The sequence below is a fragment of the Bacillus cereus group sp. BceL291 genome, assembly GCF_051776705.1.
GTDB classification, from domain to species: Bacteria; Bacillota; Bacilli; order Bacillales; family Bacillaceae_G; genus Bacillus_A; species Bacillus_A cereus.
Map to the genome: position 1 here is coordinate 1 of NZ_JBPWAP010000050.1, position 14250 is coordinate 14250.

Here is a 14250-nt window from a genome sequence, read left to right on the forward strand (position 1 = left end):
TATCTAGGTTTATTTGGTATGCCCATTTTTAAAGATACCAAATATTTCGAGAGTTTTTTGGTTATATGAACGAAAGTTCATTGTGTTTCCATTCTTAAGTGGATAGGCATGTGCTAATACCTGCAAAACGAATGTTTTGCATAATAAGAGGAGGAACAATTATGTCCCCCTCTTCAAAGTGAAGAGGGGGTTTTTATATTGATAGAAATGAGGGAGATTCGTGAAATTACTAGATTTATTATCAAAAGGAATTGTAATAGGTGATGGTGCGGTTGGAACGTTATTGCATTCACATGGTTTGCAAAGTAGCTTTGAAGAATTGAACGTATCTGATCCAGATCTAATTATATCCATTCATAAACAATATGTAGCTGCTGGAGCAGATGTAATTCAAACGAATACGTATGGAGCAAATGAGGCGAAATTACGTATGTATGGTTTAGAAAATCAAGTTACAAAAATTAATAGAGCGGCAGTGAAATTAGCGAAAGCATCTGTGACAGATAAAAATGCAATTTTAGGAACAATTGGTGGTATGAAACATATCGGAGCTGTTACAACGACTGATATGGAAAGGGAGTTTATGTTACTTGAACAGGCGGGGGCTTTACTAGAAGAACAGGTTGATGGATTACTATTAGAAACTTTTTATGATGAATTTGAATTACTTCATGCTGTTAAAGTTTTGCGTAAGCAAACGAATATTCCGATTGTTGCGCAATTAGCGTTACATGAAGCAGGTACGACTCAAAATGGAAATGATGTCAATGAAATATTAAAGCAGTTTATAGATTACGGTGCAAATGTTGTTGGATTGAATTGTCAACTGGGGCCGCTTCATATGACGGAAGCTTTCAAAATGATATCGATTCCGCAAAATGGCTATTTATCAGCATACCCAAATGCAGGTCTCCCGAATTATGTAGAGGGACGTTACGTATATGAGGGAAGTCCAGCTTATTTTGAAGCAATGACACCGAAATTTATTGAGCAAGGTATTCGGTTATTGGGTGGCTGTTGTGGTACGACTCCAGAACATATTCAAAGTATGAAGCGCGCTGTTGCGAATATTACCCCTGTAATAGAAAAAGAAACGATTCAAAGGCCAAAAGTCGTTCATACGCATGAGAAACGTTCGAAGGCTCACGTCACTCTAGCAGAGAAAGCAAAAAAACAAACGACAGTTGTAGTGGAATTAGATCCACCGAAAACGTTAGATACACAGCGTTTTTTTGAAGGAGCAAGAGCGTTAAAAAGAGCGGGAGCAGATGCTATTACTCTAGCAGATAATTCATTAGCATCGCCTCGAGTCTCTAATATGGCGATGGGTGCGTTATTAACGAAGCATGATATCCCAGTATTGACGCATTTAACGTGTAGAGATCATAACGTCATTGGACTACAATCTCATTTGTTAGGTTTATCGGCGTTAGGGATGGAAGAAGTGTTAGCTTTAACTGGTGATCCAGCGCGCGTTGGTGATTTTCCCGGTGCCACTTCTGTATATGATTTATCCTCTATTGAGCTTATTAAAATGATTAAAGAAATGAACGATGGACGTTCAATTTTAGGGAAATCAATTGGACCGGCGACAAGGTTTTCTGTAGGCGGCGCATTTAATCCTCACGTGAGGCACTTAAAAGCAGCGGTTAAGCGAATGGAACGAAAAATAGATGCTGGAGCGGAGTATTTTTTAACTCAGCCAATTTACGATATCAAGTTAATTGAAGAAGTGTATGAAGCGACAAAGCATTTGGAACAACCTATTTTTATTGGAATTATGCCGTTAGTAAGTAAGCGGAATGCAGATTTTCTTCATTTTGAGGTGCCGGGTATTACTCTTCCTGAAGAAATAAGAGAGAGAATGGATGGACATGAAACGAAAGAGGCAGCAATTGAGGAAGGGATTCGCATTTCACAAGAATTGGTCGACGCAGCGATGAAATATTTTAATGGTATTTATCTTATTACACCATTTTTAAAGTATGAAATTACAGAACATCTTGTTAAATATGTAAGAGAAAAGCAAGAAGTGAAAGAAGGTATTAATTGATGAAGTGTATAGAAGAAAAATTGAAAAATAGCATTTTAATATTAGATGGTGCAATGGGGACAATGATTCAGCAAGAGGATTTAACTGCTGAAGATTTCGGAGGAGAAGAGTACGAGGGCTGTAATGAATATTTAGTGGAAACAAGACCAGACGTTATTTTAAAGATTCATAAAGCTTATATTGAAGCTGGAGCGGATATTATTGAAACAAATACATTTGGGGCAACGAATATTGTACTAAGTGATTATGAGCTGTCTCATTTAGATGAAGAACTAAATGAAAAGGCAGCACTTTTGGCGAAGCAAGCTGTTAAAGAAAGCGGGAATGAAGTATATGTTGCGGGAGCGATGGGACCAACAACGAAAGCAATTAGTGTTACTGGTGGTGTGACTTTTGAAGAATTGATTGAGGCTTATACAAGGCAGGCACGAGGATTATTAAAAGGAGAAGTTGATGTATTACTCGTTGAGACGAGTCAAGATATGCGTAACGTGAAAGCAGCTTATATTGGAATTCAAGCTGCTTTTGAAGAACTGAAAAAAACGGTTCCTATTATGATTTCAGGTACGATTGAGCCAATGGGAACGACTCTGGCTGGGCAAACAATTGAAGCTTTTTATTTATCAGTAGAACATATGAAACCATTATCTGTTGGGTTAAACTGTGCGACTGGTCCGGAGTTTATGAGGGACCATATTCGTTCACTATCTGATTTATCGGAGTGTTACATTTCTTGTTATCCAAATGCAGGTCTTCCTGATGAAGATGGACATTACCATGAATCTCCATCTTCTCTTGCTGAAAAGGTGAAGCGATTTGCTGAAGAAGGGTGGGTTAATATTATTGGTGGTTGTTGTGGCACGACACCAGAACATATAAAAGCAATGAAATCCGCGCTAGCATCTCTTAAGCCTCGTGACCATCATGAGAGAGAAGGACATGGAATTAGTGGATTAGAAGCACTGCAATATGATGAGTCTATGAGACCGTTATTTGTAGGTGAAAGAACGAATGTTATTGGGTCACGTAAATTTAAACGATTAGTAGCAGAAGGGAAATTTGAAGAGGCTGCTGAAGTGGCAAGAGCGCAAGTGAAGAAAAATGCTCATATTATTGATATTTGTATGGCAGATCCTGATCGCGATGAAATAGAAGATATGGAAAACTTCTTAGCAGAAGTTACGAAAGTTTTAAAAGTACCGATTATGATTGATTCAACAGATGAAAATGTGATGGAGCGAGCTCTTACTTATATTCAAGGAAAAGCTGTTATTAATTCAATTAATTTAGAAGATGGAGAAGAACGATTTAAAAAAGTGACACCGCTTCTTCAGAAGTATGGTGCTGCTATAGTTGTAGGAACAATTGATGAAGACGGTATGGCGGTTAGTGCGGAGCGAAAGATAGAAATTGCGAAAAGAAGCTATGAATTACTTACAAAGAATTATGGGATACGCCCGTCAGATATTATTTTTGATGCACTTGTGTTTCCGGTAGGGACAGGTGATGAAGAATATATTGGTTCAGCAGCAGCGACTATAGAAGGAATTCGTCTTATTAAAGAAGCGTTACCAGAGTGTTTAACGATTTTAGGGGTAAGTAACATATCATTTGGTTTACCACCGGCTGGACGTGAGGTATTAAATTCAGTCTTTTTATATCATGCTACGAAAGCAGGGTTAGATTACGCGATTGTGAATACGGAAAAATTAGAACGCTATGCGTCGATTCCAGAGGAAGAAAAACGCCTTGCAGATGCACTACTGTTTGAAACGACGAAAGAGACGTTAGAAGAATTTACAAACTTTTACCGAGTTGCTAAAAAGAAAGATATCGTTGTGCAAGAAACGTTAACGCTTGATGAAAGACTAGCAAATTATATTGTAGAAGGTACGAAACAAGGATTACACGAGGATTTAAGTCTTGCGCTTGAAGAAGGAAGAAAACCTCTTGATATTATTAACGGTCCGCTTATGACAGGGATGGATGAGGTAGGACGACTATTTAATAATAATGAACTTATTGTTGCTGAAGTATTGCAAAGTGCTGAAAGTATGAAAGCTGCTGTAAGCTATTTAGAGCCACATATGGAATCTAGTGATAGTGCGAAAAAAGGGAAAGTATTATTAGCAACTGTAAAAGGTGACGTGCATGATATTGGGAAAAATCTCGTTGAAATTATTTTAGCAAATAACGGATATGAGATTATTAATTTAGGAATTAATGTACGTTCGGATCGAATTGTTCAAGAAGTACAAGAAAAGAAGCCGGATATTATAGGCCTTTCCGGTTTGTTAGTAAAATCAGCGCAACAAATGGTAACGACTGCTGAAGATTTAAAAGCAGCAAATATTGATGTTCCCATTGTTGTAGGTGGTGCGGCGTTAACGAGAAAGTTTACAGATAATCGGATTTCACCATCATATAAAGGACTCGTTTGTTATGCGAGTGATGCGATGACGGGGCTCGATATTATTAATAAGCTTCAAAAAGAAGAAGAGCGTGAGAAGATGAAACAGGATAAAAAAGAACGTCATCTTCATATCGTAAAAAAAGAGGAGAAGAAAGTAGAAATTCCAGCAGTAATTGAGCCATTACCGAAGGCTGAAGTTATCGTGCCTGATTCAACAAAACGAATTGTATTACGCGATATTCCGGCCCTTCATCTCGCTCCATTTTTAAATAGACAAATGCTACTTGGGCATCACCTTGGATTAAAAGGAAATGTGAAGAAGCTTTTGAAAGAGGGAGATAAGAGAGCACATGAATTAAATGATTTAATAGATGAATTATTGCAGGAAGGACAATCTTGGTTAAAGCCGAAAGCGGTGTATCAATTTTTCCCAGCGCAAAGCGACGGACAAAACATTGTAATATATGATCCAGAAGATCATACGCGTGTTATAGAGCGTTTCACATTCCCTAGACAAGGAAAGGCTCCCTATCGTACTTTAGGTGATTATTTGCGCCCAATAGGAGATGAGATGGACTATGTTGCTTTCTTATCTGTTACGGTTGGGGAAGGAGTTCGGGACATTGCTGAAGAGTGGAAGGCGAAAGGTGATTACCTACGTAGTCATGCCATTCAATCGTTAGCGCTTGAATTAGCGGAAGGACTTGCTGAAAAAACACATATGCTCATTCGTGACCGCTGGGGCATTCCGGACTCACCTGAACTGACGATGGAAGAACGTTTCCGTACGAAATATAGAGGAATACGAGTGTCATTTGGTTATCCGGCGTGTCCAGAACTTGCAGATCAAGAAAAGCTATTTCGCTTAATTCATCCAGAGGAAATAGGTATTTCATTAACAGAAGGATTCATGATGGAGCCAGAAGCGTCCGTAACGGCTATGGTATTTTCTCACCCTGAGGCAAGATATTTTAGTGTATTATAGTCTAGAAGGGGGAGACGTATGAAGAAAATAGTCTTTACAGGTGGCGGTTCGGCAGGACATGTAACACCTAATTTAGCCATTATCCCATATTTACAGGAAGACAACTGGGATATCTCTTATATTGGTTCTCATCAAGGTATTGAGAAAACGATTATAGAAAAGGAAGGCATTCCCTACTATAGTATTTCGAGTGGAAAGCTACGTCGTTATTTTGATTTGAAAAATATAAAAGATCCTTTTCTTGTAATGAAGGGTGTTATGGATGCGTATGTAAGGATTCGAAGACTAAAACCAGATGTGATTTTTTCAAAAGGCGGTTTCGTATCTGTACCAGTCGTAATTGGAGGATGGCTAAATAGAGTACCAGTTTTATTACATGAATCTGATATGACACCAGGACTAGCAAATAAAATTGCGCTTCGTTTTGCTTCGAAAATATTTGTTACATTTGAAGAAGCAGCGAAACATTTACCGAAAGAAAAAGTAATATATACGGGATCTCCTGTACGTGAAGAAGTGCTGAAGGGAAATCGTGAAAAAGGTTTAGCGTTTTTAGGTTTTTCACGTGAAAAGCCAGTTATTACGATTATGGGAGGCAGCTTGGGCGCGAAAAAAATTAATGATACGGCTCGAGAAGCATTACCAGAACTTCTTAAAAAATATCAAATTGTTCACCTTTGCGGAAAAGGTAACCTTGACGAAAGTTTACAAAATAAAGAAGGATATAGACAATTTGAATATGTACATGGAGAACTGCCAGACATATTAGCGGTAACAGATTTTGTTATTTCACGCGCGGGCTCCAACGCAATTTTTGAATTTTTAACATTACAAAAGCCGATGGTTTTAATTCCATTATCGAAATTTGCAAGCCGTGGAGATCAAATATTAAATGCAGAGTCCTTTGAAAGGCAAGGGTATGCCTCCGTGTTATATGAAGAAGATGTAACTGTAAAATCTCTTATAAAGTATGTCGAAGAATTGAATCAAAATAATGAGAAGTATAAAACAGCACTAAAAAAATATAATGGAAAAGAAGCAATTAAAACAATCATTCAAAATATTTCAGAGGCATGATGAAACAATCATGCCTCTTTTAGTAGGGTGAAAGATTCCAAGAATTGATATTTTTATGTTACAATAAAGTGAAACTTTAATCAGTTGGGTTCATCCCACATCTAACTTCTTTACTGTTACTGAATTTTGAGGAGGGAGTCTTACTGCCCTCAAATAGCGGGATAACAAATGGGTTAATAGGGAAATTCCAATTAATGAGGCGTGAAAATACGAATGGATTAGGAGTGACTGTGTTGGAGCTAAGTCTCTATGAAAATACTGCACTTATTATATGCTTTGTGTTGTACGTTGGTAGTGTTATTGTTTATATTTCAAGGAAATTTTCGCAAGAAAGAGAGCTTGAAAAGTCAGAGATAACAGCTGAACTAGAAATGTTAGCTGATGAAAGTTATAAAAAACAAAAAATAAAAGAAGACCATGAAGCATCCCATCATTTAAACGCAAATAAGTTTTAAAGATGGGGATTTTTTTTGAAGTTGTTCTTTATTATAGCTATAACAAATAACGCTAAAAAGGAGTTTCCCCATACATAATGAAGGAGTGTATATAAATGAATTTTTATATCGCCTCAGGTTTCCAAAATAAACATCTTGTACATTCTGTAGCAAATGAACTGAAACATGCAGGATGGCACCATACATATGATTGGACCAAAAATGAAAGAGCAGCGAATGAAGAACAATTAAGAGAAATTGGTCAGGCAGAACGAAATGCTGTAAAAGAAGCGGATGTATTTTTACTTATATTAGATGGCGGAAACGGGAGCCATACAGAGTTTGGAATGGCGATTGCACTAGAGAAAACGATATATGTATATCATGCAGGAAACCCGCTCCAAACAACGTTCTATCACTTGCCAGAAATAAATATTTTTGAAGGAGATGTAGCTGAGTTTGCATCTTTTGTTATGAATCATGTGAAATAATAGTAACTACCTAAAAGGTTATAAAAGTGATCTTTTGGGTACAGTGATGATAAGAAACGTATATAAAGGAGTACATAATATGAAATTAGAAAATGGATGGGAAACGAGCTTTTTAGAAGTCGTACAAAATAGTGAATTTAAGAAAGAGGCACTTCTTAGTCAATTGCTTTGTCAGGATAGTGAAGAAGTAGAAGAGCTTGTGGATGATTACGGCTACGAAGAACTTGTTGAACGTGAACATGATGATGAGTTAGCTGAAATCTTAGGAGAAGAACTTTTTAGTGAGATAGAACGCCAAGTATTCTTATCTTCAAACCCAGAAGAAAAACTTATTTCATTCGTCAATGGATTAGGTTTTCATGTGCTAGATTGGATCGTTCTTCTTGAAACAGAATTTGGCATTGATAGTGCAAACTTTACATCAGATGCTGTGAAGGTGTTAGAAAAGCGTTTCAGACAGTTTCCATACATAGAGGACAAGACAATTTTTGATATGACATTTGGAGAATCGATGGATGTATTAGAATCTGTTACAGGATTACAACTAAAGGAAAAGATGAACGTATAAGGAAAAAAGAACGTGATTGGATCACGTTCTTTTTTTACATAATAATAATTTTATCATCTAGTTTTGTCTGCCCGGTAAGAAGTGCGTTTAAATATTCCACTTTTCTTATACAAGCTTGTATATGTCTTTCAATCTCTTGTAACTCTGCTTGGTGATGCGTTTCAATTGGATGAATTTGTACGTTGAATTTTTCAAATTGACTACTATATGTTATTTCTGCATAGCCGCTCATAATATCGGTTTCGTTATGAAATAAAAATTGCTTCGTTTTGTCACAGAATGATACATCCTGAAAGCCATATACTTTTAATGCTTCAATTACTTTTTTAATCATTTTTGTATTCATTTTTTAACCCTCTTTACGAAGTTCTACTTATATATTATAACATAAAAAATTACATAGAAAGCGCTTCCAAGTGTATTTTATTATAAACTTTACGTTTCAATCACAAAAATGAAACAAAGAAAAAATAATTGTAAAGAAGGAAGGACTCTTTTATTGTTTCGTCATATATATAGAGAAATAGTGCAATGAAAGGAAATTTTCCGAGGTGGAGATCGTATTTCCAATTTGAGCGCAGTAAAAGAGGTGAGAATTTTGAACTTTGATATTGTAGGACAAAAAGCATATATAAAAGATGGACCGCATCGGAACCGAATTGGAATTGTAAAGAAAAACGAGACAAAATTAGCATCGCAGTTTGCTATTGTAATTGGAGAACAAATCATTGATGTAGAGCTAAAGGATATCGTGTTAGTTGGAGTAGACGTGGGACAATTTCATAAATGGTGCGAACAAAATGGTTATTTGTGAAAAGGACGGGCTGTGAGATAATGAAATATATTTGAGGAAAGAGGATATGTTATCATATTCTCTTTTTCTATGTTTCAGGAGGCGAAAATGAAATATAAAGAACAGGAGTTTACGTTGGAGTTAAAAGAGAACATTCAATGTATGGAGAAGGAAATAGAGCGAATATCACTTAAACTGCATAAAGAGTATGCGCATTTATACATAGAAAAACACATGGAATTAGATATGGGATTTGCAAGAGAAAAAGAGAATCCCTTTGAGGTGGGTTATTATTCATCAGTTGCCATAGCTATATTAGATGAGGAAAAAGAGATGATTGAATTTCACTATATTCCAATTTGGAAATGCGAAAGAATCTTTTTAGGAATGTCAATTCAATCAAACATTTTTGGGAGTAAGAAAGTAGGGGAACTTGTTGATGAATCTTGTTATGAGATTGAGGAGGAGTTAAAAGAGCAACTAGAAGAATACTTGGAGTAAGAATTCTCAAGATAAAATCTATAAAGAGGGAACGGAATAAAAAAGACGCTAACATACAATTGTATGTTAGCGTCTTTTTTTCATTATGAAGCAATTTCACCAGTTTTTGTATCATCTTGATTGTACGTATCTTGATCTAATTCACCAAGCCATTTACTTGAAATAAGACCTGCTGTCATAGAACCACTTACGTTAAGAGCTGTACGCCCCATATCGATTAATGGCTCAACCGAGATAACTAGAGCAACAATACCGATTGGTAAGTTCATTGTAGATAGTACGATTAAAGCTGCGAATGTTGCGCCGCCACCAACTCCGGCAACACCGAATGAGCTAATAGCAACAACAGCGATTAAAGTTAAAATAAATTGTGGTTGTAATGGATCAATTCCTACAGTTGGAGCGACCATCATTGCAAGCATTGCTGGATAAATACCTGCGCAACCGTTTTGTCCGATAGATACCCCAAATGAAGCTGCGAAGTTTGCAATTCCTTCGGAAATACCAAGCTTTTCTTTTTGAGCTTCAATATTTAATGGCATCGCACCAGCACTAGAGCGAGATGTGAATGCAAAAGTTAGTACAGGGAACACTTTTTTCAAATATTGAATTGGATTTAAACCAGACAATGCAATTAATAATAAGTGAATGATAAACATTACGATAAGTGCTACGTAAGAGGCTAACACGAAGTTACCAAGTTTTAAAATAGCATTTATATCGCTACCAGCAACTGTTTTTGCCATAAGAGCTAATACGCCGTATGGAGTAAGGCGTAAAATTAATGTTACCATACGCATTACGATTGCATATACAGCATCAAGCATTTTCTTAAATAGTTCTGCTTGTTCTGGATATTTTCGTTTTACACCTATAAAGGCAATGCCGATAAAGGCTGCAAATATTACGACAGAAATTGTTGATGTTGGACGAGCGCCTGTTAAATCAAGAAACGGATTTGTAGGCAATAGCTCTAATAATTTATCTGGAATTGTTGTCTTTTCAATAGAAGTAAATCTTTCTTCAACTAGTTTCAGACGAGCAGATTCTGCATCACCTTGTTGCAAGCCTGCTGCAGATACATCAAATCCTGCACTTGCAGCGATACCGACAGCTGCAGCGATTCCTGTAGTAAGAATTAAAATTCCGATAATAAGACCACTGATTTTACCAAGGTTTTTCGTTAACTGTAATTTTGTAAAGGCTGAAATAATAGATACTAAAATAAGTGGCATAACGATCATTTGAAGTAATTTCACATAACCGTTACCGATTAAGCCAAACCAAGTATTTGATTCAATAATTATTTTAGAAGTTGGTTCATAAATAAATTGTAATATAAGACCGAATATAATTCCGACTCCTAAAGCAGTAAATACACGTTTATTAAAAGATACATGCTTACGTTGCATATAATATAATACGCCAACTAAAATGAGCATGACTGCAACGTTAATTCCGACAAGCAGTGTATTCATGTTGATTCCCCCTAATTCCAATCTGTTATATAGAATATAAGGCAATAAAACCTATAAGTCAACTAGGAAATTCCGGAATTAAAAAAAGATGGCAAAATGCCATCTTTTAATGTCCAGCCCCAGGGACAAGTAAAAACGTCGTGTAGTATGTAAATCCTATGAAGAAAACAGTTAAATATGCCCCAAATACGTATATATACATACGCTCTGTTAATTTTAAATAGCTTAAAAGTACGAAGAAACCTGTTTGTCCTAAAAATAGTAGTGCGGTCTGTTGCATATCCCCTACGTAAAACATAACCGAGAAAATTCCAGTCCAAAAGCCGAGAACGCGAAACATGCGCTCCATGCCATCTCCCTCCTTTTCTAAAAAAAGTAAACCTCACCTCACCTCATTATAGTTTATTTTTCTTACTATTGTAAATATTCATTCACATAAAAAGAAGCCAATTATTATTGGCTTCTTTTTATGTGAGAAATTAAATTGTTAGTTTATAATTACAAGATTTACATCCATCTAATAGACTATCATTTCGAGTTAATTCCATGTTAGGGAATAGGATTTCAAAAATTCCTTTCATCATATCTCCGTGCATGTTACAAATTTCAGTTGGATGATGAACAGCAACTTCTTTAAATGGACAATTGTGTACATCATAGAAAATTTTTGTTCCATCTGCACTTAATTCAAATGCAGGTGATAAGCCAGCTGTTGAGAAAGCTTCTTTTGCAATTTGAACTTTTTGTTCCACTGTTAAAGCATCTTCACTCACATTTAAACGTTGGATATGTTGTTGCATTAATTCAGCTCCGAATTGTTTTCCTGTTTCGTATAGCGCTTTCTCACCAGCAGCGCCAAGGCTAAGTAAAGAATTAAATGCGATTCTTGCTAACAATTGATAATCACGGAATGGAAATTGTAATTGGATAACATCTTCAGATAAGACATACAATCTGCTCGGTCGTCCGCCTTTTCCAGTTTTCTTCGTTTCCGATTTTAGCATATGAACATCTTCTAATTTAGATAAATGTAAACGCGCTACGTTTGGATGAATGTCAAACTCATCTGCAATTTCTTGTACCGTTACGTAACTATGTTTTTGCGAAATATATTTATAAATGTAATAACGAGTTGGGTCAGATAATACACCTGTAATTTTTAAAGCTTGTTCCATGAGGATCTCCACCTTTATCACTTTATCCAAGATAATAACATTATAATACAGATAAACATTATTATAGGTAATTTCAGACAATAATTCGGAAATTGTTCATAATTTCACAAACATATTTTTCCTTTTTCCTCTATTGAAAATACAAAAGTCCAAATTTTTATTGCGAATGTTTTCATGCTATATACATAGTGAGGAGGGAAAAGTGATGAATGGGATTGAAATTTTCGCGAATACAATTTTAAAAGAAGCGTGTAGGGTACAAGCGTCAGATTTACATATTGTGCCCCGGCAGAAGGATGTAGCGGTGCAACTACGTATAGGAAAAGATTTAATGACGAGCCAGTGTATTGAAAAGGAGTTTGGAGAAAAACTTGTCTCACATTTCAAATTTTTAGCATCTATGGACATAGGAGAGAAACGGAAGCCACAGAATGGTTCGCTGTATTTGCAAATTGATGGACAAGAAGTGTATTTACGCCTTTCAACACTTCCAACAGTATATCAAGAAAGTCTCGTTATTCGCCTTCATTTACAAGCATCTGTTCAGCCCTTATCACATCTTTCGTTATTTCCAAGTACGGCAGCAAAACTACTCTCGTTTTTACGCTATTCACAGGGGCTACTCGTGTTTACTGGACCGACTGGATCTGGGAAGACGACGACAATGTATGCATTATTAGAAGTAATTAGAAAAAAGAAAACACGTCGCATCATTACACTTGAAGATCCGGTTGAAAAAAGAAGTGACGATGTATTACAAATTCAAATAAATGAAAAAGCGGGTCTCACATATGAAACAGGATTAAAGGCTATTTTACGTCATGATCCAGATATTATTTTAGTCGGTGAAATCCGGGATGAGGAAACAGCAAAAATAGCTATAAGAGCTATAAGAGCAAGTTTGACAGGACATTTAGTAATGACAACGCTGCATACGAATGATGCGAAAGGAGCAATCATTCGTTTCATGGATTATGGTATAACGAGGCAAGAGATTGAACAGTCTTTATTGGCTGTAGCTGCACAGCGACTTGTCGAATTGAAGTGTCCGTTTTGCAGAGGAAAGTGCTCAACTTTATGTAAATCAATGAGGCAAGTAAGGCAAGCAAGCATTTATGAGCTACTATATGGACATGAGTTAAAACAAGCACTTAAAGAAGCAGATGGAGAATGTGTTACTTACAAACATGAGACTTTAGAATCGTCAATACGAAAAGGATATGCTTTAGGTTTTTTAGAAGAAGATGTTTATGTTTAAGAAAACTTGGAGTTTAAGTGATCAAGTAGTATTGTTGAAACGTTTAGGAGAATTATTAGAAAAAGGCTACTCTCTTTTACAAGCATTAGAATTTTTACAGTTTCAATTACCTGTAGAAAAGAAAGTACAATTGCAGCGCATGATTGAGGGGTTAAAAGATGGGAAAAGTCTACACGATTCTTTTCATCAGTTAAAGTTTCATCAGGACATGTTAAGTTATCTATTTTATGCCGAGCAACATGGTGATATTTCTTTTGCTTTGCAACAAGGAAGTGTACTTCTTTATAAGAAAGATAAGTATAGGAGAGACATGATGAAAATAATGCAGTATCCTATGTTCTTGATGTTTTTTCTACTAATCATGCTTTTTATTTTTAACCTCATTTTATTACCTCAGGTTGAAATGGTTTATAGTTCGTTCGGTTCTAATACACCACTACTTACAGAACACATTTTAAGTGCAATAAAACTGCTACCATACATTATTTTAACCGCTATTTTAACTGTTATTATTGGATGTAGTTTATACATGTTGTATTTTAGGAAACTTCCACATATTAGACAGGTAAAAATCATGCTTCGTATTCCTCTCATCAAAACATTTCTTATTTTAAAGCATTCACATTATTTTGCTACTCAGTTGAGTGGTTTATTAAATGGTGGACTATCAGTATGCGAAGCTTTAACAATAATGATGGAGCAAAGATATCATCCGTTCTTTCAATATGAAGCGAATCGGATTGAAAGACAATTAATTGGAGGAGAACAGTTACAATCTATCATTGCTAAAAGTGGGTATTACGAGAAAGAACTTTCTTATGTTATTACGCATGGACAAGCAAACGGCAATTTAGGGATTGAATTAGGTGACTATAGCGATCTTATTATGGAAAAGATAGAACGAAAAATTAAACATATGTTAGTTATCATTCAGCCTATTTTATTTACATGCATTGGAGGAATCGTTGTCCTTATGTATTTAGCGATGATTATGCCGATGTTTCAAATGATGAATTCTATTTAG

The 14250-nt window shown here is 35.9% G+C and carries 14 protein-coding genes; 10 read left to right on the plus strand and 4 right to left on the minus strand.

Annotation, left to right across the window (positions count from 1 at the left end):
- Window positions 1-220: 220 nt before the first annotated feature.
- From ACS2CR_RS24530 to ACS2CR_RS24555, 6 genes are all read left to right on the plus strand, one after another.
- On the plus strand, window positions 221-2053 hold the full coding sequence (locus ACS2CR_RS24530) for a bifunctional homocysteine S-methyltransferase/methylenetetrahydrofolate reductase (RefSeq protein ID WP_000770360.1): 1833 nt from the start codon (window positions 221-223) through the stop codon (window positions 2051-2053).
- Window positions 2053-5451 carry a methionine synthase gene (gene metH / locus ACS2CR_RS24535; protein WP_053512773.1) on the plus strand — a complete coding sequence of 1133 codons (3399 nt, stop codon included), beginning with the start codon at window positions 2053-2055 and terminating at the stop codon, window positions 5449-5451. The genes ACS2CR_RS24530 and metH overlap by 1 nt, the downstream gene beginning before the upstream one ends.
- A gap of 18 nt (window positions 5452-5469) precedes the next feature.
- The gene (gene murG / locus ACS2CR_RS24540; RefSeq protein WP_053512774.1) at window positions 5470-6528 is read left to right on the plus strand and encodes an undecaprenyldiphospho-muramoylpentapeptide beta-N-acetylglucosaminyltransferase; all 1059 of its coding nucleotides are present in this window, start codon (window positions 5470-5472) and stop codon (window positions 6526-6528) included.
- 194 nt (window positions 6529-6722) lie between these two features.
- Window positions 6723-6983: a DUF3966 domain-containing protein gene (locus ACS2CR_RS24545; RefSeq protein WP_001250699.1), complete on the plus strand. Its 261-nt coding sequence runs from the start codon at window positions 6723-6725 to the stop codon at window positions 6981-6983.
- A gap of 95 nt (window positions 6984-7078) precedes the next feature.
- Window positions 7079-7453 (plus strand): nucleoside 2-deoxyribosyltransferase, encoded by a 375-nt coding sequence (locus ACS2CR_RS24550; protein WP_001012333.1) that lies wholly within the window; start codon window positions 7079-7081, stop codon window positions 7451-7453.
- A gap of 79 nt (window positions 7454-7532) precedes the next feature.
- Window positions 7533-8021: a hypothetical protein gene (locus tag ACS2CR_RS24555; RefSeq protein ID WP_000764261.1), complete on the plus strand. Its 489-nt coding sequence runs from the start codon at window positions 7533-7535 to the stop codon at window positions 8019-8021.
- Between the two features lie 34 nt (window positions 8022-8055).
- On the opposite strand, the gene ACS2CR_RS24560 is transcribed toward ACS2CR_RS24555, so the two are convergent.
- The gene (locus ACS2CR_RS24560; protein WP_001093237.1) at window positions 8056-8367 is read right to left on the minus strand and encodes a hypothetical protein; all 312 of its coding nucleotides are present in this window, start codon (window positions 8365-8367) and stop codon (window positions 8056-8058) included.
- Between the two features lie 252 nt (window positions 8368-8619).
- On the opposite strand from ACS2CR_RS24560, the gene ACS2CR_RS24565 reads away from it, so the two are divergent.
- Both ACS2CR_RS24565 and ACS2CR_RS24570 read left to right on the plus strand, forming a co-directional pair.
- Window positions 8620-8835 carry a DUF3912 family protein gene (locus ACS2CR_RS24565; RefSeq protein WP_001008326.1) on the plus strand — a complete coding sequence of 72 codons (216 nt, stop codon included), beginning with the start codon at window positions 8620-8622 and terminating at the stop codon, window positions 8833-8835.
- An 87-nt stretch (window positions 8836-8922) separates the two neighbouring features.
- A complete protein-coding gene (locus tag ACS2CR_RS24570) occupies window positions 8923-9315 on the plus strand; it encodes a hypothetical protein (RefSeq protein WP_000875390.1) in 393 nt (130 codons plus the stop codon).
- Window positions 9316-9398: 83 nt separating this feature from the next.
- Here the strand turns inward: ACS2CR_RS24570 and ACS2CR_RS24575 are convergent, their stop codons facing one another.
- The 3 genes from ACS2CR_RS24575 to ACS2CR_RS24585 all read right to left on the minus strand — a co-directional run bounded on the left by ACS2CR_RS24575 (window position 9399) and on the right by ACS2CR_RS24585 (window position 11968).
- Window positions 9399-10793 (minus strand): L-cystine transporter, encoded by a 1395-nt coding sequence (locus tag ACS2CR_RS24575; protein WP_001094331.1) that lies wholly within the window; start codon window positions 10791-10793, stop codon window positions 9399-9401.
- Window positions 10794-10899: 106 nt separating this feature from the next.
- Window positions 10900-11142, minus strand: a complete 243-nt coding sequence (locus ACS2CR_RS24580) for a DUF2626 domain-containing protein (RefSeq protein WP_000440721.1) — start codon at window positions 11140-11142, stop codon at window positions 10900-10902.
- A 130-nt stretch (window positions 11143-11272) separates the two neighbouring features.
- Window positions 11273-11968: a helix-turn-helix transcriptional regulator gene (locus ACS2CR_RS24585; RefSeq protein WP_053512775.1), complete on the minus strand. Its 696-nt coding sequence runs from the start codon at window positions 11966-11968 to the stop codon at window positions 11273-11275.
- Between the two features lie 205 nt (window positions 11969-12173).
- Here ACS2CR_RS24585 and comGA point away from each other — a divergent pair, with 205 nt between their 5' ends.
- Window positions 12174-13226, plus strand: coding sequence for a competence type IV pilus ATPase ComGA (gene comGA, locus ACS2CR_RS24590; protein WP_153602551.1), 1053 nt, complete (start codon window positions 12174-12176; stop codon window positions 13224-13226).
- Complete coding sequence (gene comGB / locus ACS2CR_RS24595; protein ID WP_002101326.1) at window positions 13213-14250, plus strand: competence type IV pilus assembly protein ComGB; 1038 nt, start codon at window positions 13213-13215, stop codon at window positions 14248-14250. Before comGA ends, comGB begins: the two co-directional genes overlap by 14 nt.

Coding starts and splice junctions, on each gene's coding strand:
- ACS2CR_RS24575 (WP_001094331.1), bottom strand. CDS start 10,793: ATGAATACACTGCTTGTCGGAATTAACGTTGCAGTCATGCTCATTTTA.
- ACS2CR_RS24580 (WP_000440721.1), bottom strand. CDS start 11,142: ATGGAGCGCATGTTTCGCGTTCTCGGCTTTTGGACTGGAATTTTCTCG.
- ACS2CR_RS24545 (WP_001250699.1), top strand. CDS start 6,723: ATGAGGCGTGAAAATACGAATGGATTAGGAGTGACTGTGTTGGAGCTA.
- metH (WP_053512773.1), top strand. CDS start 2,053: ATGAAGTGTATAGAAGAAAAATTGAAAAATAGCATTTTAATATTAGAT.
- ACS2CR_RS24555 (WP_000764261.1), top strand. CDS start 7,533: ATGAAATTAGAAAATGGATGGGAAACGAGCTTTTTAGAAGTCGTACAA.
- comGA (WP_153602551.1), top strand. CDS start 12,174: ATGAATGGGATTGAAATTTTCGCGAATACAATTTTAAAAGAAGCGTGT.
- ACS2CR_RS24560 (WP_001093237.1), bottom strand. CDS start 8,367: ATGAATACAAAAATGATTAAAAAAGTAATTGAAGCATTAAAAGTATAT.
- ACS2CR_RS24570 (WP_000875390.1), top strand. CDS start 8,923: ATGAAATATAAAGAACAGGAGTTTACGTTGGAGTTAAAAGAGAACATT.
- comGB (WP_002101326.1), top strand. CDS start 13,213: ATGTTTATGTTTAAGAAAACTTGGAGTTTAAGTGATCAAGTAGTATTG.
- ACS2CR_RS24550 (WP_001012333.1), top strand. CDS start 7,079: ATGAATTTTTATATCGCCTCAGGTTTCCAAAATAAACATCTTGTACAT.
- ACS2CR_RS24585 (WP_053512775.1), bottom strand. CDS start 11,968: ATGGAACAAGCTTTAAAAATTACAGGTGTATTATCTGACCCAACTCGT.
- murG (WP_053512774.1), top strand. CDS start 5,470: ATGAAGAAAATAGTCTTTACAGGTGGCGGTTCGGCAGGACATGTAACA.